General features: G+C 64.8%; 14 protein-coding genes. 11 read left to right on the forward strand and 3 right to left on the reverse strand.

The features are described from left to right. Positions 1–210: 210 nt before the first annotated feature. From CK227_RS27795 to CK227_RS27815, 6 genes are all read left to right on the forward strand, one after another. Complete coding sequence (locus CK227_RS27795) at positions 211–891, forward strand: hypothetical protein (RefSeq protein WP_095775153.1); 681 nt, start codon at positions 211–213, stop codon at positions 889–891. Positions 892–1,023: 132 nt separating this feature from the next. Next, complete coding sequence (locus CK227_RS27800; RefSeq protein WP_095775154.1) at positions 1,024–1,236, forward strand: hypothetical protein; 213 nt, start codon at positions 1,024–1,026, stop codon at positions 1,234–1,236. Next, positions 1,217–1,603 carry a hypothetical protein gene (locus CK227_RS36385; protein ID WP_142876931.1) on the forward strand — a complete coding sequence of 129 codons (387 nt, stop codon included), beginning with the start codon at positions 1,217–1,219 and terminating at the stop codon, positions 1,601–1,603. The genes CK227_RS27800 and CK227_RS36385 overlap by 20 nt, the downstream gene beginning before the upstream one ends. After that, complete coding sequence (locus CK227_RS27805) at positions 1,587–2,882, forward strand: efflux RND transporter periplasmic adaptor subunit (protein WP_095775155.1); 1,296 nt, start codon at positions 1,587–1,589, stop codon at positions 2,880–2,882. Before CK227_RS36385 ends, CK227_RS27805 begins: the two co-directional genes overlap by 17 nt. A gap of 3 nt (positions 2,883–2,885) precedes the next feature. Next, positions 2,886–6,029 (forward strand): efflux RND transporter permease subunit, encoded by a 3,144-nt coding sequence (locus tag CK227_RS27810; protein ID WP_095775156.1) that lies wholly within the window; start codon positions 2,886–2,888, stop codon positions 6,027–6,029. A gap of 11 nt (positions 6,030–6,040) precedes the next feature. Further along, positions 6,041–7,531, forward strand: a complete 1,491-nt coding sequence (locus tag CK227_RS27815; RefSeq protein ID WP_095775157.1) for an efflux transporter outer membrane subunit — start codon at positions 6,041–6,043, stop codon at positions 7,529–7,531. 48 nt (positions 7,532–7,579) lie between these two features. Here CK227_RS27815 and CK227_RS27820 read toward each other — a convergent pair whose 3' ends face one another. Further along, positions 7,580–8,428 carry a response regulator transcription factor gene (locus tag CK227_RS27820; RefSeq protein ID WP_095775158.1) on the reverse strand — a complete coding sequence of 283 codons (849 nt, stop codon included), beginning with the start codon at positions 8,426–8,428 and terminating at the stop codon, positions 7,580–7,582. 476 nt (positions 8,429–8,904) lie between these two features. Here CK227_RS27820 and CK227_RS27825 point away from each other — a divergent pair, with 476 nt between their 5' ends. From CK227_RS27825 to CK227_RS27845, 5 genes are all read left to right on the forward strand, one after another. Continuing rightward, entirely contained in the window at positions 8,905–11,685 is a 2,781-nt protein-coding gene (locus tag CK227_RS27825; RefSeq protein WP_095775159.1) for a hypothetical protein, read from the forward strand. A 365-nt stretch (positions 11,686–12,050) separates the two neighbouring features. Next, positions 12,051–13,784: a type I secretion system permease/ATPase gene (locus CK227_RS27830; protein WP_142885590.1), complete on the forward strand. Its 1,734-nt coding sequence runs from the start codon at positions 12,051–12,053 to the stop codon at positions 13,782–13,784. 11 nt (positions 13,785–13,795) lie between these two features. Next, positions 13,796–15,091, forward strand: a complete 1,296-nt coding sequence (locus tag CK227_RS27835) for an HlyD family type I secretion periplasmic adaptor subunit (protein ID WP_095775203.1) — start codon at positions 13,796–13,798, stop codon at positions 15,089–15,091. Positions 15,092–15,268: 177 nt separating this feature from the next. Then, positions 15,269–15,955 (forward strand): aspartyl/asparaginyl beta-hydroxylase domain-containing protein, encoded by a 687-nt coding sequence (locus tag CK227_RS27840; protein ID WP_095775161.1) that lies wholly within the window; start codon positions 15,269–15,271, stop codon positions 15,953–15,955. A gap of 139 nt (positions 15,956–16,094) precedes the next feature. Next, complete coding sequence (locus CK227_RS27845; protein ID WP_095775162.1) at positions 16,095–16,976, forward strand: DMT family transporter; 882 nt, start codon at positions 16,095–16,097, stop codon at positions 16,974–16,976. Positions 16,977–17,035: 59 nt separating this feature from the next. Here the strand turns inward: CK227_RS27845 and CK227_RS27850 are convergent, their stop codons facing one another. Both CK227_RS27850 and CK227_RS27855 read right to left on the reverse strand, forming a co-directional pair. Next, on the reverse strand, positions 17,036–21,580 hold the full coding sequence (locus CK227_RS27850; RefSeq protein WP_095775163.1) for an autotransporter outer membrane beta-barrel domain-containing protein: 4,545 nt from the start codon (positions 21,578–21,580) through the stop codon (positions 17,036–17,038). Between the two features lie 230 nt (positions 21,581–21,810). Continuing rightward, positions 21,811–22,773 (reverse strand): AraC family transcriptional regulator, encoded by a 963-nt coding sequence (locus CK227_RS27855; protein ID WP_095775164.1) that lies wholly within the window; start codon positions 22,771–22,773, stop codon positions 21,811–21,813. Between the last annotated feature and the right edge of the window lie 222 nt (positions 22,774–22,995).

Below are 22,995 nucleotides of genomic sequence, written 5' to 3' on the forward strand. Positions count from 1 at the left end.
CCGTGATGATAGGGGCTCGACGGTGATTATAGGGAGAGCGCGCGCCAGCGGCATGGAAAATTGCAACGCAATGTTTCTGGCCGGGGGCGGGAAACATTTGGAAACAAATTGCCGCTTTGCGGAAACCTTCGGCAACATGCCGACGCGAAGCGGACAAACAGGCTTCCTATCCTCATGGCCGTCCGATGCATGAGAGAAAGGAACACCGTCATGCGAAGCAGACTTCTTGCGCTCGGCCTGTTTTCCGTCGCCGCAATCCACCCCGTGATGGCGGCACAGCCCGATCCGGGCGCCGCGCCCGGCGAGCCGCCGGTCATCGCTCTCCAGAATGGGCCGGACCATGGCCCGATGCCCGGCCCCCATGGGCCGATGCGGCCTGGTCCTCAGGGTTGGGGCCCGCACCGCATGGGACCACCGCCGGAATTCATGCTGGCCGCCCGGCTGGCGGCGCTGGAGACGCGCGTCGGAATCCGCAGTGAGCAACTCGACGCCTGGCGCGACTATACCAGCGCGCTGCAGGCCGTGCTTGCGCCGCCTCGGCATGATCGCGGTCCTGGCGGTGCCGGCGGCCCCGACGGTCCGGTCCCTGGCGACCGCGAGGCCAAGGGTCACGATGCGGGTCCGGCTGGAAAGCCTGATCCTTTCGCCTTCCAGGAGAGGCTGGCGGACGAGGTCACGGCGCGTGCGGCCTCGGCCGCCAAGCTGAAGGACGCGATCGCCGCGCTGCGCACCAAGCTATCGCCCGAACAGCTCGAAATCCTCGCTTCGGCGGAGCGCCTCCACGGACCACCCCCCGGTCCCTGGGGCGGTCCGCCGGATGACGCAGCCGGAGCTGGAGGTCCGCCCGACCAGGGCGGACAGCTTCCGCCATCCCAGCCCGGGAACGGCTGACAACTCCGACCGGCTGCCCGGCCGGCCCGGCGCCCAACCCGTCCCCGGGTCGGCCGGTCTCGTGGGATGGCGGCATGTTCCGCCATCCCACCGTTCAATTCACGTACCAATTCACGCAATGGAAGCACGGCAATGTGGGAAGCCATGATGATGCTGCGGCTGATCGCATCGATGAGCCCGAGGCTCTCGCTCGGCCAGCGCGCCCGTCATGCCGCCACGCCGGCGGCGCTGCCGACCGATACGCTGAAGGGCGCGGTGCGCCTGCATTTTGCCGCCTGGCGCTTGTCGCTGCCGGCTTCGCGGCAACCCATTAGCCACGGACATCATGACCGCCGAATTGCATGAAGTGGCCACGGTCCAGGGCAGTGCCGCGCGTTTTCAGGCTCCTCGCCGGCATGCCGCTTGGCTTGTCCGCGTCGGTCGGCATGCTGGCGCCAGTGGGCATTGTGGCCAGGAACTTGGCCTTGCTTGTCGCCTGGCCACGCAGAAGGCGCGCGACATGAGCCGCTTCGAAGCTTCACTCGACGTCGCCCGCAAGCGGGCGCAGCCCGTTGTCACGATATTGATCGCCTCTGTCGGCTCTCAGGTCTCGTCGACCGCGCCCGGTCTTGCCCGTTTTGGCCGGCGTCCGGGTTCGCTCCCGGCCGAGCGATCCGATGCCGAGGCGACCGCAACCCCAGGGAAAGTTTCAGACCATGCGCGTCAAGACTAGTCAGCCTTCTTTGCCGGCCAAGCAGCGCCGGCTCGCGCCCTGGGCAGCAGTGCTTGCCGCCACGGTTCTCCTGGCAGCCTGCTCGCAGGAGCAGGGCAAGGCCCCGGCCGGCATGGGCGGTGTCGGCAAGCCGGAAGTCGGCGTCGTCACGCTGCATCCGCAATCGGTGGCGATCACGGCCGAACTGCCGGGGCGCACCGCGGCCTCGCTGGTTGCCGAGGTGCGCCCGCAGGTGGACGGCATCATCCGGCAGCGCCTGTTCAAGGAGGGCGCCGAAGTTGTGGCGGGGCAGCCGCTCTACCTCATCGATCCGGCCAGCTACAAGGCATCTTATGACAGCGCGGTCGCGGCACAGCAAAAAGCCGAAGCGGCGGTGCCGACGGCGCAAGCCAAGTTCGACCGTTATGCCGGCCTTTTGAAGCAGAACGTTGTTTCCAAACAGGATTATGACGATGCCGCCGCCACGCTGGCGCAGGCTCAGGCGGATGTCGCCTCGGCCAAGGCCAGTGCGGAAACGGCGCGCATCAGCCTCGACCGCACCTCGATCACCGCGCCGATCGCCGGCCGCATCGACAAATCGACGCTGACGCCGGGCGCGCTGGTGACCACTAACCAGGAAACCGTGCTGACCACCATCCGCTCGCTCGATCCGATCAATGTCGACGTCACCCAGTCGAGCACCAATCTGCTCAACCTGCGCAAGGCGATTTCAGAAGGGCGGCTGAAGTTCAGCGGCCCTAATGTCAGCGTCAAGCTGAAGCTTGAGAACGGCACCATCTATCGGCAGACCGGCAAGCTGGAATTCGCCGGCGCCAATGTCGACCAGACCACCGGCACCTTTGCGCTCAGGGCCGAGTTCCCCAATCCTGACCGTCTGCTTCTGCCGGGCATGTATGTGCGCGCGCTGGTCGAGGAGGGTGTCGCCCAGAACAGTTTCCTGGTGCCGCAGCGCGCCGTTACCCGCAACACCAAGGGCGAGGCGACCGCCATGGTCATCAACGCGCAAGGGAAGGTCGAGACGCGCGTCCTGGCCGTGCGCAACAGCGTCGGCAACAACTGGCTGGTGGATTCGGGCATTGGCGACGGCGACCGTGTCATCGTCGAAGGGCTGCAGCTGGTGCGCCCAGGCGGCGATGCCAGCGGCGTTGAGGTGACGATCGACGAGACGACCGGCGAGGTGAAGGACCGGGCGCAGACCTCTTCGACCGCACCTTCCACCTCCAATGTTGCCGATAGTGGCCAGAAACCGGCGCAAGGCGCCGCCTCGGCCGGGAACTGAGCGATGTCAGCATTCTTCATCAACCGGCCGATCTTCGCCTGGGTGATCGCCATAGTGATCATGCTGGGCGGCCTGCTCGCGCTTACCACGCTGCCGATCTCGCAGTACCCGCAGATCGCGCCGACAACGGTCAGCATCAGCGCCAGCTATCCCGGAGCCGATGCGCAAACGGTCGAAAACTCGGTGACCAAGGTTATCGAGCAAGGCATGACCGGCATCGACAATCTCGACTACATGACGGCCACCTCGACCTCGACCGGCTCGGCCTCGATCACGCTGACCTTCACCAGTGCGGCCGATCCCGACACCGCCCAGGTGCAGACGCAGAACAAGCTGCAGCTGGTGCAGTCGCAGCTGCCGCAGGTGGTGCAGAGCAACGGCATCACGGTCTCGAAATCCTCCACCGGCTTCCTGATGGTCATCGGCTTCGTCTCAAGCGACGGCAAGATGAATTCGACCGATCTCGCCGACTATGTCGACAGCACCATCAACGACACGCTGAAGCGCGTCGAAGGCGTCGGCTCGACGCAGCTTTTCGGCTCGGGCTATGCCATGCGCATCTGGCTCGATCCGGACAAGCTCGCCAAATACGCGCTGATGCCGAGCGACGTGGCCTCGGCGATCGAAGCGCAGAACACGCAGGTCTCGGCCGGCCAGCTCGGCGGCCTGCCGGCGCGCAAGGGCCAGCAGCTCAATGCAACGGTGACCGCCAAGAGCCGGCTGCAGACCGCCGAGCAGTTCCGCAACATCATCCTGAAGAGCCAGACGGACGGCTCGCTGGTGCGCCTCAACGACGTCGCCACCGTTGAGCTCGGTGCTGAAAGCTACACGACGCAGGCCAATTACAACGGCAAGCCGGCGGCGGGTCTCGCGGTCAATCTGGCGACCGGCGCCAACGCCATCAGCACCGCGGAGGCGGTACGCACGACGATCAACCGGCTGAGCTCGACCTTCCCGCAAGGCGTCGAGGTCGTCTACCCCTACGACACCTCGCCCTTCGTGCGGCTGTCGATCGAGGAGGTGGTCAAGACGCTGGCCGAGGCGATCGTGCTGGTGTTCCTGGTGATGTTCGTCTTCCTGCAGAATTTGCGGGCGACGATCATCCCGACCATCGCCGTGCCGGTGGTGCTGCTCGGCACGTTCGGCGTGCTGTCGCTGTTCGGTTATTCGGTCAACACGCTGACGATGTTTGCCATGGTGCTGGCCATCGGCCTGCTGGTCGACGATGCCATCGTCGTGGTCGAGAATGTCGAACGCGTCATGCAGGAGGAAGACCTTTCGCCGAAAGAGGCGACGCGAAAATCGATGAACGAGATCACCGGCGCGCTGGTCGGCATCGCCACCGTGCTGTCGGCGGTGTTCGTGCCGATGGCCTTCTTCGGCGGCTCGACCGGCATCATCTACCGGCAGTTCTCGGTGACCATTGTCTCGGCCATGGTGCTGTCCGTGCTGGTCGCACTGGTGCTGACGCCGGCTCTGTGCGCCACGATCCTGCGACGGCCCAAGGACCATGCGACGCAGACCGGTCCGTTCGGCTGGTTCAACCGCGTCTTCGACCGCGGCACGACAGCCTATCGCGATGGCTCGCACGGTATCATCAACCGGTCGTGGCGCTTCCTGGCCGTCTTCCTCGCCATCGTCATTGCCATGGGCTGGATGTTTTCCAGGCTGCCGAGCTCGTTCCTGCCGGAAGAAGACCAGGGCATCCTGATCACCAGCGTGCAATTGCCGGTCGGCGCGACGCAGGACCGCACCGAGCGCGTGCTGGCACAGGTGACCGAGCACTATCTCAAGGACGAGAAGGATGCGGTCGAAGGTGTCTTCACCGCGTCGGGCTTCGGCTTTGGTGGCGCCGGGCAGAATGTCGGCATCGGTTTCGTGCGGCTGAAGGATTTCAGCCAGCGCAAATCGCCGGCTTCCGCCGCGCAGGCGATCGCCGGCCGCGCCATGGGGGCTTTCTCCAAGATCAGGGACGCGCAGGTCTTCGCGCTCGCGCCGCCCCCCATCCAGGGCTTTGGCAATACCAACGGCTTCGACTTCTACCTGCAGGACGTCAATGGCGCCGGCCATGACGCGCTGATCCAGACGCGCAACCAGCTTCTGGCCCTGGCCGGCCAGAGCAAGGTGCTCGCCAACACGCGCCCCAACGGCCAGGAGGACCAGCCGCAATTCTCGGTCGACATCGACCAGGAAAAAGCCAGCGCGCTCGGCGTCAGCCTTGCCGATATCAACAACACGCTGTCGACCGCCTGGGGCAGCGACTATGTCAACGATTTCATCGATCGCGGACGCGTCAAGCCGGTCTATCTGCAGTCGGATCCGAATTTCCGCATGCAGCCGCAGGATTTGGACAAATGGCAGGTGCGCAATGCCAGCGGCGCCATGGTGCCGTTCTCGGCCTTCGCCTCCAGCCACTGGACATTCGGTTCACCCAGGCTGGAACGCTACAATGGCTCGGCGGCGGTCGAGATCCAGGGTGCGGCGGCCGCGGGCGTGAGCTCAGGTGCGGCGATGGACGAGATCGATAGGCTGGTGGCGCAGCTGCCGCCCGGATATTCCCACGAATGGACCGGGCTGTCGCATCAGGAGCGGCTTTCGGGCAACCAGGCGCTGTCGCTCTATGCGATCTCGGCCCTGGTCGTGTTCCTGTGCCTGGCGGCACTCTACGAGAGCTGGTCGATCCCGTTCGCGGTCATGCTGTCTGTGCCGATCGGCATTTTCGGCGCGCTCGCGGCGGCAACGCTGTTCGGCCAGACCAACGACGTCTATTTCAAGGTCGGCCTGCTGACCACGATCGGGCTGGCTTCCAAGAACGCCATCCTGATCGTCGAGTTCGCCATAGAGCGGCAGGCGGCCGGCATGGGGCTGGTCGAGGCGACGCTGGAGGCGGCGCGACAACGATTGCGGCCGATCCTGATGACGTCACTGGCCTTCATCCTCGGCGTCACGCCGCTCGCCATCGCCAGCGGCGCCGGTTCGGGGGCGCAGAACTCGGTCGGCATCGGCGTGATGGGCGGCATGATCGCGGCAACGGTGATCGGCGTCTTCCTGGTGCCGCTGCTGTTCGTCACCGTGCGGCGCATCTTCCAGGGCAGGGCGGCTAGACAAGATACGGGCGAGAAGCCGGCGACAGCCAACCAGCAATAAGGAAACTTCCCATGACAGGTTTTGAACGTGGCCCGGTGGCCGCGGGGCGGCTCATTGTGCCCATGATCACGGCTGTTCTGCTCACCGGATGCGTCGTCGGCCCCGACTATCGCACGCCCATCTTGCCGATGCCGGCAAACTGGAGCGGCGAGAAACCGACGAAATCCGTCCAGCCGGCGCAGCTGTCGCAATGGTGGCAGCGCCTGCGCGATCCGCAGCTCAACACGCTTGTGGAGGAAGCGGTCGCCGGCAATCTCGACGTCGCCACCGCCAAGGCCAAGATCCGCGAGGCGCGCGCCAGCTATCGCCAAAGCGCCGGCACGTTGCTGCCGTCGCTGGACGGCTCCGGTTCCGTCACGCGCAACCAGTCATCCGAGACCACATCGGGGAGCAATTCCATCTACAGCGAATATCAGGCCGGTTTCGACGCCAGCTGGGAACTCGACCTGTTCGGCGCCAACCGCAGGGGCGTCGAGGCGGCGCGCTACGGCGTCGACGCCGCGCAAGAGGAATTGCGCTCGACGCTTCTGACCATGGTCGGCGATGTCGCGTCCTACTACGCCCAGGCGCGCGGCTACCAGGCCCGCATAGCGCTCGCCCGGCGCTCGGCCGTTTCGCAGCGGCAGACCGCCGAACTCACCCGCACCATGGCCCTGGCAGGGTCGGCGACGGCCGCCGACGTCGCCAAGGCGATGGGGCAGGCGGCCAGCACCGAGGCCGCGGTGCCGACGCTGGAGGCAAGCTATGCCGAGGCGGTGCATCGCCTGTCGGTGCTCACCGGCCGGCCGCCGGCCGCACTCAGCGTGCGGCTGAAGCGCGGCGGGCCGATCCCGTCGCCGCGCCTGCCGATGCCGACGGGCATTCCCGCCGACATCCTTTTGTCGCGCCCGGATGTGCGCATGGCCGAGCGGCAATACGCGCAATACACCGCCAAGGTCGGCCAGGCCGAGGCGGCACGCTATCCCTCGGTCAGCCTGACGGGGAACATCAGCACGGCGGCGCTCAATCTCGGCGACCTCGGCAAGAACTCGTCGATCGGCTGGTCCTTTGGGCCGACGATCAGCGTACCGCTGTTCAATGCCGGCCAGTTGCAGGCGGCCGCCGACGTCGCCCGGGCGCAGCGCGACCAGTATTTCATCGCCTACCGGTCCTCGGTGCTGACCGCGCTGGAGGATGTCGAGAATGCGCTGGTGCTGATGGCACAGGAGCGCATCCGGATCAGCAAGCTTGCCGCGTCGGCGAAATCCTATGGCGAGGCGGCAAATCTCGAAGGCACACTCTACAAGGCCGGCGAGACCAGCCTGCTCGACGTGCTCGACGCCCAGCGCTCGCTCTACTCGGCGGAAGACTCGCTGCTGCAAAGCCGCGTGCTGTTGGCGACCAACTACATCGCCCTCAACAAGGCGCTCGGCGGCGGCTGGGATGGTGTGATCGACAGCACGAAACCCGAGATCGTCGACATCAAGACCGGGCCAAGGCTGGCCAAGGTGACGGCGCATTGACAGGTTTGCGCCTGCCATGGGGGCTGCGCGGCATTTGCGATGGCGGCCTCATTCGCTTCCGATGCGGGCGTTCAGTCCGGTCTGGCCGGCGGCCAGTTGCAAAAGCTGGGCACGCGAGGAGACCTCCAACTTGCGATAGATGTTGTTCATATGGATTTTCAGCGTGCCTTTCGAGATGCCGATATCGAGCGCGATCCGCTCGTATGGCTTGTCCGTGGCAACGAGCCGGGCAATCTCCAATTCCCGTCTGGTCAGCCGTGACGACAGCTTCTGCCATTTGATCCGGCGGGAGGCCTCAATCTCAAGGGCTTCGCCGATAATTTCGGCAGGCAACCAGTGACCGCCGGCGGCGACCTGGTCGATGCATCTCAGCAGCGTGCCGACGGCGGACTCCTTCAGCACGATCCCGGCGACGCCGGCCATGACCACATCGTAAAGCTGGCCTTGTGACGCGCCAGCCGTCAACATCACACAGCGCGTGGCCGGCATTTCCTTGCCGAGTTCTACGGCGACGTCGAGCCCGCTGAACCCCGGCATGTTCAGATCGATCACCGCGATGTCGGGCAAGTCCTGCCTGATCCTGGTCACAGCGCTCCTGCCGTCCAGCGCCGAGCCGACAACCCTATAGCCGGGGTCGCGGGCAATCAGGTTTTCCAGGCCGTGCAGGAGCAGCGGATGGTCGTCGACAATGAACACAGTGGTGACCATACGCTCCAACCCCATCCGGCTCGCACACCCCATGCGATAACCCACCCCGGCAGCAGCATCGCGCCTCCGATAAGAATTAGCAACTACTAATTGATGTCGATACGCTTCCGGCACCAAGGTGCGTGGTGCCGGATTGAAAACAGGGCAGTTCCGGTGCGTCATTGCCAGTTCGTGATTTGATGAGATCATGGGCTTTAATCAACTCATCTCGTCTTCGATAGTAAAACACGGAAATAGTTTTATACAGTTCGGCTAACGTCGTGGTTTTTACTGAAATAGCGATGCTATTTAACGATGTTGAATTTTCATTTGCGCCTATAACCGCGGTTATATGGACGTGCTCATTGCAACCTGCGAAATATGGTTAGGGGAATATTAAGGTTCTGGCGGTCGGCGTCGATCGGGCGAGCCTGGGCTAGGGGGCGTGAGCGTGGCAAGCAGCAAGACGGCACCTGTGTTCCGTCGTCCAGCGATGGCTGGCGAGGCGAGTTCAGACTTCGCCGCCGCTCCAGAACTTTGTCCAAATGCGTCCCCTTCTTTTCACGAAACGATCGCTCGTCGGTATGCCGCGTTCCGCGGGAGCCGGGCGCTCGGAGCTTGCAGTCAACCTGGATAGACGGTCGCGACATGAGCGCTGACCGGACGACACTGTGGAGGAAACAACAATGGCAATAGATCTGGGCTCGGGTGTCCTTCTCGAGGCAACGACCGAAGGTTCGGGAACCGGTAACTACGATTCGTTCCTGCGGCTGCAGGCGACGGGTGTCGAGGAGGGCTTCAACACCGACCAGAACGGCAACGTCCTCGACAACAAGGCGTCCTTCACCCACGACCTGCAATACAGCAACATGCAGTCGATCACTGTCAACGGCATCCAATATATCGAGTTTCGGCTGGACCTCAACGAAAGCAACAGCGCGGCAAACGGCGACATCACGCTGACCGGCCTGGACATCTACATCTCCAATGCCGGAGCGACCCTTGCCGACTACAATGCAGGCTTTGCCGGGTTCACGTCCGTCTTCCATCTGGGTCCCGATCAGCTGCTGATCGATTCCAACCATGGTTCGGGAACGGACGACTATCGGGTGCTGGTCCCGGTCAGCGACTTCACGGCGGCCGGTGTCTCACCCGGATCCTATGTGACGCTGTTTTCGAGCTTCTCAGGTTCCAATGGCGGCTTCGAGGAGTGGCGCACCCTTACGACACCCGGCACCGGCACCGACACGCCCGGAATTGGCATCGACAAGGTCACGATCGACGGAGCGGCAGCGGGCGACGGCCTGACCGTGCTCACCGGCGATGCGATCAGTTGGCAGTACACCGTGAGCAACACAGGCAATGTCGCCTTGTCGAACGTCGCCGTCACCGACGACCAGGGTGTGGTCGTGGCGCCGGTTCTCAGCGGCGGTTTCAACGTCGGCGACGTCAATCACAACAATCTGCTCGACACCACCGAGACCTGGAGCTTCACCGGCAGCGGTACGGCCATTACCGGCGACTATGCCAATATCGGTCACGTTTCCGCTTTGGCAGGTGCTGTTTCAGTCACCGACGACGACGGCTCCAGCTATTTCGGCGCCGATCCGCAGATCGTCATCGACAAGGTGACGGTCGACGGTGCGGAAAAGGGCGACAATCTGACCATCCTGACCGGCGAACCGATCTCGTGGGAATACACGGTAACCAATGGCGGCAACGTCGCCCTGTCCGATGTCACGGTCAGCGACAGCGACGGCAGCGTGACCCCGGTCGCGGTGACCGGCAACGGCCATGTCACCAATATCGGCGACGTCAACGACAACAACAAGCTCGACATCGGCGAAGTCTGGAAGTTCTCGGCAAGCGGCACCTCCATAACCGGCCCTTACAGCAACACCGGCACCGCCTCCGGTTCATTCACCGACGATGCCCTCCACACCCGGACCGACACGGCCACCGACGATTCCGGCTATAGCGGCGCCGATCCGCAGATCGTCATCGACAAGGTCACGGTCGACGGTGCGGCCAAGGGCGACAATCTGACCATCCTGACCGGCGAACCGATCTCGTGGGAATACACGGTAACCAATGGCGGCAACGTCGCCCTGTCCGATGTCACGGTCAGCGACAGCGACGGCGGCGTGACGCCGGTCGCGGTGACCGGCAACGGCCATGTCACCAACATCGGCGACGTCAACGACAACAACATGCTCGACATCGGCGAGGTCTGGAAGTTCTCGGCAAGCGGTACTTCCATAACCGGCCCTTACAGCAACACCGGCACCGCCTCCGGCTCCTTCACCGACGATGCCCTCCACACCCGGACCGACACGGCCACCGACGATTCCGGCTATACCGGCGCCAACCCGCATATAACGCTCGACAAGAAGACCAATGGCGTCGACCACGGCCTCGACATCCTCCAGGGCAAGCCGGTTACCTGGACCTACGATGTAACGAATGACGGCAATGTCGCGCTCGCCAATCCAGCCGTCACCGACGACAAGGGCGTCACAATCACCGCGATCCTCGGGGGCGATCTCAGCCATAACATTGGCGATACCAACGTCGACGGCGTATTCGACATCGGCGAGACCTGGCATTACAAGGCCACCGGCATCGCGCAGCTTGGCGATTACGTGAACACTGCAACGGCCACCACCGATGCGTATGTCGACACGGCCGGACATCCGCGCACGCCGACCGCCACCGACAGCAGCGACTACGAGGGCTTCTCGAACAAGGCGCTGACGCAAGGTTTCTGGGGCAGCCACACCGATGCGTGGGATGGCGTCACGGGCCACGAGAGCAATCCCACCAAGAGCGCTTTCAACAGTGGCGTCATCTGGGGCCTGGACATCAACCCGCGCCACGACGGCAACCTGCTGCTCGGCGACAGCAATGGCAACGGCGCTGTCGACGCCGGCGAACACACCCTGCTGATCTCGAACTCCCTGGCCGCCTCCATCGAATCGAGCTCGACTGGCGGTGACGCGCGCACCATCATGCTGCAGCAGGCGATCGCCACCCAGCTCAACATCGACAACCACGTCGCCCAGCCCAACGACCTGATCAGCGAGGCGGTGATGTGGCTGAAGGGCGAGGGGGCATGGGCCGGTCTGGTCAATCTCGACACAAACCATGACGGCAAAATCGACACCAACCTCGCCGGTACGGCGCTGGCGGGCAGTGCCGTCAAGACCAGCTCGGATGCCTGGACCAAATATGTCGACGTCACCGATCCAAGCTCCGGCATCGCAGACTGGAATGGCGGCAAGGAGGCCGACGGCGAGGGCCTGAAGAACGCGCTGATGTGGTTCAACCAGGGGCAATTGGTGACATCCGGGCCGGCGGGCCATGTAGCCTGGTTCGATGGGACCAACATCGTCGACGAGCATCCCAATACGCTCGATCAATTCTGGCTCACGCTGCATGACGTTGGGGGCCTGACGGGCGTCGCCTGAGGCAGGCCCCGGCCTTCCGGCCGGGTGCCTTAGCCGCGGCGCCGCCCGCATGACACGGCATGGGAAGGGGCTCCACCATCTTCAGCTTGGCGCAGGCAAGGACCAGGTCCTTGGGTCTGGTTTCGATCGCCTGCGCCGTTTTTTCGGGGCTGGGCGGCGTGCTGGCGCGGTCGCCTGGCCTTGTGTCGGCCTGCCTGGCTCTGGCGGGATTTGGCGCGTTTGCGCTGTTTCGGGCACGCGGTCGCGACACCGCTGAGCCCGGTCCGGATGCCCCCCGCGTCGCGGCGGCGCGAGGCCCCGCCAGTGCCGGCGTCCGGCAGCGGCCACCCAAAGCCCGGCAGCAGGGATCGGAACTCGCGGCGGCGATCAAATCCTGCCGCTCGGCCTTCATCGCCATCGCGCTGTTCAGCGGTGTTCTCAATGTGCTGATGCTGTCCAGTTCGATCTATATGCTCGAGGTCTATGATCGCGTGCTGCCGAGCCGCAGCGTGCCGACGCTGATCGGCCTCAGCCTGCTTGTGGCCGTCCTCTATGCGGGGCAAGGCGTGCTCGATTTCATCCGCGGTCGCATCCTGGTGCGCATCGGCGGCGCCCTCGACGAGGCGCTGGGCGCTCGTGTCTATTCCAGCGTCCTCAAGCTGCCGCTCAAGGTCGGGCGCAACGGTGACACCATGCAGCCGGTGCGCGATCTCGACAGCGTGCGGACCTTCCTGTCGGGCTCCGGGCCGACCGCGCTGTTCGATCTGCCATGGCTGCCACTCTACCTGGCCATCATCTTCATGTTCCACGTGCTTCTTGGCGTGACGGCCCTGATCGGCGCGATCGTGCTCGTGCTGTTGACCATCTTTGCCGAGCGGCTGACGCGCAAGCCGGTCACATCGGGCACCCAGACCGGCATCGTCCGCAACGGCCTGACCACGACCGGCAACCGCAACGCGGAAGTCATCGCAGCCCTCGGCATGGGCGGCCGGATGGCGAAACGATGGGAAGAGGCCAACCGCGACTACCTCGCCGAGCAGCGCAGCGTCAGCGACATCGCCGGAGGCTTCGGCGCCGTGTCCAAGGTGCTGCGCATGCTCTTGCAGTCGGCCATGCTCGGCCTCGGCGCCTGGCTGGTGATCGACCAGCAGGCGACCGCGGGCATCATCATCACCGCCTCCATCCTGAGCGGCAGGGCGTTGGCGCCCGTCGATCTGGTCATCGCCAACTGGAAAGGTTTCGTGACGGCGCGGCAGGGCTGGCAACGGCTGACCAGGATTCTCGCTGCATTGCCGGCCGATGCCGAGCCGATGGCTATGCCGGCGCCGAGCCGCCACGTTTTCATGCAAAATGCCAGCGTCGCCGCGCCCGGCACGCCGCGGCTGCTGGTGCAGGACGCCAGCTTTGCGCTGGAAGCGGGACATGCCGTCGGCATTATCGGCCAGAGCGGTTCGGGCAAGTCGACGCTGGTCAGGGCGCTCGTCGGCGCCTGGCCGTCCGCCGCCGGCAGGATCAGGCTCGACGGCGCCGACCTCGACCAGTGGTCGCCGGAGGACCGAGGCAAGTTCATCGGTTATCTGCCGCAGGACGTCGAACTGTTTGCCGGCTCGATCGCCGAGAACATTGCGCGTTTCGAGCCCGACGCCGATCCCGCATTGGTTATTGCAGCCGCCAGGGCAGCCGGCGCGCATGATCTCATTGTCGGTTTCCGCGACGGGTACGAGACGCAGATCGGCGAACTCGGCGAGGCCGTCTCGGCCGGCCAGCGCCAGCGCATCGCGCTGGCCCGCGCGCTCTATCGCGATCCGTTCCTGGTGGTGCTCGACGAACCCAATTCCAACCTCGACGCCGAAGGCGAGCAGGCGTTGTTCCAGGCGATCGTTTCGGTGCGGCAGCGTGGCGGCATCGTCGTGCTCGTGGCCCACCGGCCAAGCGCGCTCGGCACGGTCGATTTCATCCTCGCCATGAACCAGGGCCGCGTCCAGGCGTTCGGCCTCAAGGACGAGGTTCTGGCCAAGCTGTTTCCGCGGCCGCAACCGGCTGTGGCCACCGTGCCGCACCTCAGGCTCGCCACCGAAGGGCCGGCGCCATCGCCCGGCGTGGCGGCGGCGGGCGAGTGAGAGGCGCAACGATGCAGGGCACCTCTCACCAATCCATCCGGCACTACATGCGTTTGGGCCTCATTGCGGTCGCGCTGCTGGTCGGCGGCGTCGGTGGCTGGGCCTCGCTGACGCGGATTTCGGGAGCGGTCATCGCCTCCGGGGTCCTCGTCGTCGATTCCCACGTCAAGGATGTGCAGCATTCGACCGGAGGCATCGTCGGCGAGATCGCGGCGCGTGACGGCGACCGGGTCAAGCGCGGAGCGCTGCTCGTGCGCCTCGACCCGACCGTGCCGGCGGCCAACCTTGCCGTCGTCACCAAGGCGCTTGACCAGCTGTCGGCACGCGAGGCGCGCCTCGAGGCCGAGCGCCGGGGCTCCGACACCATCGTCTTTCCGCAAGAGCTTCTCGATCGCCGCGGCGATCCGGCGATCGCCGAGATGATGGCCGGCGAGCAACAGGTTTTCGAGACAAGGCGTGCGGGTCGTTCCGGCCAGAAGAGCCAGCTGCAGGAGCGCATCCAGCAGCTGCAGAAGGAGATTGGCGGCGACACGGCGCAGGTCGAAGCCAAGTCGCAGGAAATCACGCTCGTCGAGGAGGAACTGGCCAGCATACGCGCACTGTGGAAGAAGCGGCTGATCTCGATCGATCGCCTGACCGCCATGGAGCGCGAGTCGGCCCGGCTCGACGGCGAGCGCGGCCAGCTGACTGCGGCCCTGGCACAGGCCCAGGGCAAGATCGCCGAGATCAATTTGCAGATCCTCCAGATCGACCTCGAACTCGGCACCGACGTCAACAAGGATTTGCGCGAGATCGACGGCAAGGTCGGCGAGCTGACGGAACGCAAGATCGCCGCCGAGGACCAGCTCAGGCGCATCGACATCCGCGCGCCGCAGGACGGCGTCGTGCAGCAGTCCATCGCCCACACCATCGGCGGCGTGATCACCCCTGGCCAGACGATCATGCAGATCGTGCCCGACAGCGACAGCCTGACAGTCGAGGCCAAGATCGCGCCGAGCGACATCGACCAGCTCTGGGTCGGCCAGCCGGCGGCACTGCGCTTCTCGGCCTTCAACCAGCGCACCACGCCGCAAATCAACGGCACGGTCGAACTGACCTCACCGGACACGACGACCGACCAGCGCACCGGCATCAGCTACTACACCGTTCGCATCGCGACCACGCATGCCGAGGTGGCACGCCTCGGCGAGGTCAGGCTGGTTCCCGGCATGCCGGTCGAATCCTTCATCAAGACCGCGGACCGGACCGTGATCTCCTATCTCGTCAAACCGCTGCAGGATCAGATCAGCCGCGCCTTCAGGGAATGAAGGAGCTGCAATTGCGGGGCAGGCCTCGGCCTGCGCACGATGATCGGTCTTTTCATACACGGACGGCAGGGCTGCTGGTGATCGTGCCACGGCTGGCGGGGCCAGCGCACGGCGTCGTGAACAAAATGTGTAACCAAAATCGGGGCCGTCCGTTTATGATGCGACGGAGGCCATGCGATGTCGCGCACCTACGATCTTGCATCCGATGTTATCCGGCGTGTCTATGAAAGGCGCATTGACGCGCCGGCGATCCTCGATTCCGCCAGCGAATTTCCGAACGCGGCGAAATTCACCGGCGCCTGGCGCGACATACGCGACGAAGCGCTTGGCGTGCGTCTGGGCAAGGTCCCGCGCTTCCATGACATCATGCCGGAGCAGGCCGATATCTCGGCCAATGACGGTCTCGACTGGCGCATGTTCGTGCTCAAGGCCTATGACATGGCGGTGCCGGAGAACCTGGCGCGCATGCCGGTGCTCAGCCGCTTGCTCGCCGAATGCCCGGAAGTCAAATCGGCGGCGATCTCGTTCCTGGCGCCGCGCAAGCACATACCCAGCCATCGCGGGCCGTTCCGCGGCATCATGCGGTTTCACCTAGGCCTGGTCATCCCGCGCCAGGCCGATGGCCGCCCGGCAACCATCATGATGATCGACCATCAGGAAAGACGGATCAGTGACGGCGAAGGCATGCTGTGGGACGACACCTATCCGCACGAGGTGATAAACAACGCCGATGAAGCGCGCATAGCCCTGCTCTTGGATGTCTGGCGCCCGGGCATGCCCTGGGACATGGAAATGCTGTCCCGGATGATCGTGCGCGGCGTGCAGGCGGGCATGCGCCGCCGGGGCGTGTCGTTCAGCGGCTGAAACGGCGAGGGCGCCAGCGCGCCTCGACACCTGTCTTGAGCCTATCAAGCCGCCTTCACTGCCTCAGGACAGGCGGGCCGGTTCGGCCTATGCCGATACCGTCGCGTCAGCATATCGCGGCAGGGAAGGACAAACCGAAGTGACATCGATGCCGGTTGCCAGGCGCGAAGCGGCGCCCTTGCCTGTCGCGGCGCTGATGGGGGCCATGGTGTCGATCCAGATCGGCGCCACCTTCGCCAAAACCCTGTTCCCGCAAATCGGCGCGCAAGGCACGACGACGCTGCGGCTGGTGATCGGCGCGCTGATGCTGATCGCGGTGCTGCGGCCCTGGCAGATGCGGCCGACGCGCGCCACCTTGCCGTGGCTGGTCGCCTATGGGGTGACGCTCTGCGCGCTCAACCTGCTGTTTTATGCAGCCCTTGCCAGGATCCCGCTCGGCGTCGCCGTGGCGCTGGAATTTTCCGGGCCGCTGCTGGTGGCGACGCTGGCTTCGCGGCGCGCCAGCGACTTCGCCTGGATCGCGCTTGCGCTGGCCGGCATCATCCTGTTGTCGCCCTTCATCCACTCTTTGCAGCCGCTCGATCCGACCGGGGTGATGCTGGCGCTGGCGGCAGGCGGCTTCTGGGCGCTCTATATCGTGCTGGCACAGAAGGCGGGTGCGGAGCTTGGCACCCGCACCACCGCCTATGGCATGGCGATCGCCGCCGTGCTGGTGCTGCCCTTCGGCGTGGCGCAGGCGGGAACGGGGCTGCTGGCGCCGTCGGTCCTGGCCAGCGCGCTGCTCGTCGGCCTGTTTTCCAGCGCGCTGCCTTTCTTCCTGGAGATGGTGGCGCTGACCCGCATGCCAGCCCGCATCTACGGCACGCTGACCTGCCTGGAGCCGGGACTCGGCGCGCTGGCCGGCTTCCTGTTCCTGCACGAAAGCCTGACCCCGCCGCAACTGGCCGGCATCGCCGCCGTCATTGTCGCTGCCGCCGGGACGGCGCTGACCTCGAAGCCGCCGGTGCCGTCGCCGGAATAGAGGTGGATGCCAGACCGCATGGCGACGTCAATTTGGCGCGAGCCGGCGGCCTGTTGTCGTCAGAACTTGACGCTGAGGCTTGCCTTGGCGCCGTTGTCGACGGCGCCGCCGCCGAACTGCCCGGAATAGGACAGGCCGAGCATCGCATTGGGCGACATTCTCATGTCGAAACCGGCTTCGATGACGGCCGCATCCCTGGCGATCGGCACGCCGGCGATGGTGAAGGCGTCGCCGCCGGCGAAGGCGAAGCTCGAGGTCGGTGTGACGTCGCCAAAAGCGTGGCGCCAGCCGAGCATGCCGCGCGCGGTGGCATTGACGCCGCCAAGCGCAAAATCGGTCGAGCCGCGCAGGCCGAGCGTGGTGAAGGTGGCGTTGGTGCTCGCGCCGGCGCTGGTCAAGGCCGCCGCACCGCCGGTTTCGCTAAAGCCGTCAGTGCGCAGGCTGACATAGGCGAGGTTGGCGAAGGGTTCGAACTTGAAGCTGCCGGCATCAGCTTTGTAGGCGAGTTCGCCGAACATCTGCGCGGTGCCGGCGTCGTAGTCGGCCGAGAGCGCATCCGTGAAGCCGTTGAAGGCGACGGAGCGCCTGGTCGAGAGGCTGCTCCAGCTGTAGGCGGCACCGGTGCGGAAGGCGATGGCGCCCCAATTGGTGCCGCCATAGAGGCCGAGATGGTAGCTGTCGCTCTTGCCGGAGGAATTGCGATCATCGGCGTCGAAGGACGAATGGCTGTAGCCGCCGAGAACACCGACGCGCCAGCCGCCGAGCAGCGTGTCGGCGCCGGCCAGCAGGCCGCCGGTCGAACGGTCGAAGGCGGCGGCGTTGCTGTCGGAATCCGCCTTGCCCCATGAGCCGAAAGCCTGGCCCCAGACGGCGAAGCGATCGGTGTCGGCGGCCACCATTTCCGGTCCGCCCTCGCCATAGGCCATGACCGGCAGTGGTGCCGCGCCGGCATCGCCGAAGGCAGCATCGATGCGGTTGGTGGCGGCGTCGCGGAGGAAACGGCTGTCTTCCAGCAGCATGCCCTTGGCCGAGGCATGGATCTCGCCCGAGAGCTGGTCGAAGGCGTCCTGGGCGGCCGCCGCCGTCGGTAGCAGCAGGATGGCATCGAAGAGCGGATTGCCGGCGCCAAGGCTGTCGGCGCCGCCGCCGGTGGCGATCTGGTTGGGCGTCAGGCCTGCACTGGCAAAGCTTGCCTTGGCCAGGTTGAGATAGACATTGTTCGCGTCATAGGTGAGCGTCGGCGCAATGAAGATCGAGCTGCTGCCTTCAAAACTGACCTTGTCGAAGGCGCCGGTGACACCGCCTGCCGCCGTGACGATCGTATAGGTCGTGCCGGTCGCATAATCCGGATAGGGGGTGACGTCGACCGTGCCGCCGCCGATCGTCACCGTACCGGTGGCGCTGATCCGATCGGATGTGCCGCCGCTTTCGACTTCAACCGCATAAATCGAACCCGCCGAGAAGGTTGTGTTGCTGACATTGATCGTGCCGATCGAATTTCCCGGTGCAAAGGTGCCGCCCGAAGCAATGGTCACATTGCCTGCCGTGCCCGACCCGCCAAGCAGGCCGCCGGTGACATTGATCGCGCCGCCGAGGGAGCCGTTGACGTAGAGGCCGCCGCCGAAAAGGTTCGTCGTCCCGGTGAAGCCGGAGGAATTGCCGGTCAACTTGGTGATGCCGGCGATCTGGTTGATCGTCCCCAGTCCGCCGATCGCCGAAGCGAAGCCATTGTTCGTGCTGGTATGGTTGAAATTGAGCGAGCCGGTGCCGGCGCCGAACTGGATGCTCGCCGCATCGAGCGTGCCCGCGGCCGCCGCCGGCGATCCACTCGCTGCACCGATGTTCAGCGTGCCGACGGAGCCCGCCAGCAAGGCGATGTTGACCGCGCCGCCGGCCGACACGGCGCCGCCATCCGCGACCGTCAGCGTGCCTGTGCCACCAAGGCCGATATCGAGATCTCCGCTATTGGCCCATGTCGAGCCGGGCCCGCTGACGTCAGCCTTGCCGGTGGACCCGGCATAAAAGCCTAGATTGCCAGTGGTGCTGGAGACCTTGCCGCCGTTCGAGACGGTCAATGAGCCCGTACCACGCTGACCGACGAGAAGGAGGTTGCTGCTGGTCCAGGTTGAGCCCGCGCCGCTGACTGCGGCCGTCCCCGTGGCCCCGGCCTCAAAAGCCAGATAGCCGGCAGAGCTGGTGACCGTACCGCCGTTTGAGATCGCCAGCGTGCCGGTGCCGTTTTCGCCGAGATAGAGGGAAGAATTGTTGGTCCAGACCGAGCCGACGCCGTCGACCGTCACGGCGCCGATGGCGCCCGCGGCGGAACCTACAGTGCTCACCAGGTTGACGACGCTGCCGCCATTCGAGATCGTCAACTTGCCCGTACCGAAATAGCCGACGCGCAGGTCCGAGAAATTGGTCCAGCTCGAAGTCGGTCCATCCACCGCGACGGTTCCCACGGACCCCACGTCGTAGCCCACGGAGCCAGTCTGGTTGCTGACGGCGCCGCCATTGGTGATTTCGAGCGTGCCGGTTCCTGATTGGCCGACAATGAGTTTGCCGGTATTCGCCCAGTTCGAACCCACGCCATCCACAGTCGCGGTTCCGCTGGAGCCCTGATAGTAACCCAAAATGCCGTCTACGTCGCCGAGGGCACCCCCACCGGACACGGAAACGGTGCCTGCTCCGCCAACGCCCACAGTAAAGCCGCCGACGTTCATCCAGGTCGAGCCGATGCCATCGACAGTCGCCTTACTCGAAGAATCCACCGAACCGCTAGCTGCGCTTACGACGCCGCCATTCGTGATCGCCAATGTGGAGATCGAACCGGCGCCGACCTGTAGATAGCCGCTGTTGGACCAACTCGAACCCGCACCATCTACGATACCGGTACCTACGCCGGCACCGTACCCAAGCACGGCATTGACATCGCCGACACTGCCTCCATTTGTAATGTTCAACGTGCCGGAACCATCAAGCCCGACCTGCACATCGCCGCTATTGGTCCAGGTCGAACCCGCGCCATCGACGAATGCCATGCCGGTCGAGCCTGCTTTCGCGCCAATGACCCCCGCGCCATTGCTGACCGTGCCGCCATTCGAAATCGTCAACGTGCCCGTGCCGGCGTCGCCGACAAACAGGCTCGACGCGATGCTCCAGATCGAACCTATGCCATCGACCGTCGCCGTGCCGGTCGAGCCCGCTATGGCACCGACAAAGCCGATGTTGCTGCTGACAAGACCGCCGTTCTGGATGTTCAGTATGCCAGTGCCGCCATTTCCAACGTAGAGGCCGTTCGTGTCGCTCCAGGTCGATCCGCTTCCGGTGACCGTAAGGGTGCCGCTCGAATCGGCATTGATGCCGAGGTAACCCGACATGGCGCTCACTGCGCCGCCGTTCTGGATCGTCAGCGCGCCGGCACCGTAATTGCCGATTGAGAGAAGGCCGGAATTGGTCCAGTGCGAGCCCGCACCGTCCACCGTCGCGGCGGCGGCCGGGCTGAAATTGTCACCGATATAGCCGTTGGTATTGCTCACCGTGCCACCGTTCTGGACCGTCAGCGTGCCGGCGCCGCTCCAGCCGACATAAAGCTCGCCGGAATTGGTCCAGGACGAGCCGGCGCCGGCGACTGTCACGCTGCCGGTCGAACCGGATTTGGCGCCGATCTGGCCGTTGGCGCTGCTCACCACGCCGCCGCTCTGGATCGTCAGCGTGCCGGCGCCGCCCCAGCCGACAAGTAGATTGCCGGAATTGGTCCAGGACGAGCCGACGCCGGTGACAGTCGCTGAGCCACTGGAACCGGCCTGCTCACCAATCGAACCGAGGGAATTGCTTACTGCGCCGCCGTTGGAGATGGTCAGAGCGCCGACGCCGGCATGGCCGATGAAGAGCGACGAACTGTTTGTCCAGGTCGAACCCGCACCATCGACCGTCACCGCGCCGTTGGAGCCCGCATGCCAGCCGATTGTGCCTACCGCATTGCTGACCGCGCCGCCCTTGGTGATGTTCAGCGTGCCCGTGCCATGTTCGGCGATGTACAGGTCGCCGCTGTTGGTCCAGGTCGAGCCGATCCCGTCGACGGTCGCGGTGCCGGTGCCGCCGGAGCCGACATGACCCACCGTGTCGCTGACCGCGCCGCCGTTGGAGATCGTCAAGGTGCCGGTGCTGCCCGGACTGGCGGCAAGGAAGAGGTCCGAACTGTTGTTCCAGGCCGAGCCTGCTCCCGTAACGGTCACGACCCCGTTCGCGTCCGTAAGGTAGCCTACAAAGCCCGCACTGCTGGCGAGCGTGCCGCCGCTTTTGATCGTCAGCGAGCCTGTGTAGCTCGCAATGGTGCCAAGAAGGAGATTATGCGCGGCCGCATTTGCCCCGTCTATCACGGTCGGATTCGGAAACTTCGGATTGAGCACGACGTCGTCACCCGAGGTGGGAACAGCGCTGTTTTTCCAGTTTCCGGCGGTGAACCAGTCCGTGGAGGCAGCGCCGGTCCATATCGCGTCTGCCGAGGCAATGATTGGCTGGCCGAGACAGACCAGCGCGGTCGACGTCAGCGCCAGATACTTCAACGCCTTCGCCTTGCGGCTTGCAAATTCGTGTTGCGGCATTCAATCCCCTGATATGGCAGTCGTTTCGCCCTGGCGCTGACATGTCATCGGCGGCAGGCTGTTGTCTTGGGCAGGGCCGCACCGGAATTGGACTGGAGCGAGGTGCGGTGGCTTTTCCCTGCACTGTGATGGTTTGGCATCATCGGTCGCTTCGGGCGCGGCTGAAGGACCGCCCTCCGCCCCGGAAGGAAGGGGATCATGTCGCCCGTCCGCAGCGGAACCATCCGCATCTATCGCACGCTCGTTGGCGTGTGGCCGAAGCGGCGGCGGAAACAGCGGTTAAAGTAGGACACGTCGCTGAAGCCGTTTATCAGCGCAATTTCGCTGACGCGCATGGCGTCATTGTGCCTTTGCGAGAGCATCTTGCGTGCTCCCTGCAAGCGCTGTTCGAGAACACGTTCGGAAAAGCTGACGCCTGTCTCCTGGAGCAGATCCTGGACATAGCGCGCCGACAGCCCGAGTTCCTTCGCGACGCCTTGCGCGGAGATGCCGGGGTTGGCAAAATTGTCGGTGATCTTGGCCAGGATTGCCTGCAGTCTCGCCGCCCGCAGGCCGCGCAGGCCGGCCAGTTCGGCAGCCTCGCCCTTTGCGCCGGTCACCAGCCCGATCAGGTCGACGATCGTTTCCGTGGCATGTGTTATGAGATCGGGCGAGGCGAGAGGGGGGCCGGTCTCGAGCAATTGGCAATAGCGTTTGAGGAAATCGAGAGCTTCGTTTTCGGCGCCGATCTTCAACGCCAGCCTGTCATCGATCTGCGGGAAGGCCTGGGTGAGGACTGCGCGTGGCACGACCACGTTCGTCCACACATTCCAGTCGGCGCCGGTCATTTTCAGCGCTTCCGCCGCGGTGACCAGGACGGCTTCCCCCTGACCGACGCCGTATTCACGGCCGGCCTGCGCCCCGCTCAGCACGGTGTCGGCCTTGTTGATCAGCAGCAGGTAGCCGTCATTGCCGTCATCGGCGATGTTGCTCGCCTTCCGCGTCGCCTGCCGGATCGTTCCGGCCATCTGGCCAAGCACCAGCGATCCGACGGCCGTGGCTTCGATCGCGGCCTGGAAAGGCAGTTTTTCCGATATGCCGTATTCGACCGACCAGATCTCGGCGACATGGATGTCCTGCCAGAGGGAAAAACGGTCGCTTTCGCCAAGATGCGGCGGCAAATCGGTCGATGAGAACACCGTCTTTCTTGACAAGGAAGCGCCCCCGCTAAACCCGCAGTCTCAAAAAAATCGAACGCGGCGCTTCCCATTCCAGGAATAACCAGCGACATAGGTCGCCAAGCGTTCAACGGATCGAATTGGACCTTTAGTCGAGCTCAATCACGCTTGGCGTCACCCGAAAGTATGACGCCAGCAAAATCGTCCAGACGCGGTCGGCGTCCTTGCACCGGCCCGCCGTCCAAAATTGCTGGTTTC

Source organism: Mesorhizobium sp. WSM4308 (assembly GCF_002294905.1).
Lineage (GTDB): Bacteria > Pseudomonadota > Alphaproteobacteria > Rhizobiales > Rhizobiaceae > Mesorhizobium.

Coding starts and splice junctions, on each gene's coding strand:
- CK227_RS27795 (WP_095775153.1), top strand. CDS start 211: ATGCGAAGCAGACTTCTTGCGCTCGGCCTGTTTTCCGTCGCCGCAATC.
- CK227_RS27800 (WP_095775154.1), top strand. CDS start 1,024: ATGTGGGAAGCCATGATGATGCTGCGGCTGATCGCATCGATGAGCCCG.
- CK227_RS36385 (WP_142876931.1), top strand. CDS start 1,217: ATGACCGCCGAATTGCATGAAGTGGCCACGGTCCAGGGCAGTGCCGCG.
- CK227_RS27805 (WP_095775155.1), top strand. CDS start 1,587: ATGCGCGTCAAGACTAGTCAGCCTTCTTTGCCGGCCAAGCAGCGCCGG.
- CK227_RS27810 (WP_095775156.1), top strand. CDS start 2,886: ATGTCAGCATTCTTCATCAACCGGCCGATCTTCGCCTGGGTGATCGCC.
- CK227_RS27815 (WP_095775157.1), top strand. CDS start 6,041: ATGACAGGTTTTGAACGTGGCCCGGTGGCCGCGGGGCGGCTCATTGTG.
- CK227_RS27820 (WP_095775158.1), bottom strand. CDS start 8,428: ATGATCTCATCAAATCACGAACTGGCAATGACGCACCGGAACTGCCCT.
- CK227_RS27825 (WP_095775159.1), top strand. CDS start 8,905: ATGGCAATAGATCTGGGCTCGGGTGTCCTTCTCGAGGCAACGACCGAA.
- CK227_RS27835 (WP_095775203.1), top strand. CDS start 13,796: ATGCAGGGCACCTCTCACCAATCCATCCGGCACTACATGCGTTTGGGC.
- CK227_RS27840 (WP_095775161.1), top strand. CDS start 15,269: ATGTCGCGCACCTACGATCTTGCATCCGATGTTATCCGGCGTGTCTAT.
- CK227_RS27850 (WP_095775163.1), bottom strand. CDS start 21,580: ATGCCGCAACACGAATTTGCAAGCCGCAAGGCGAAGGCGTTGAAGTAT.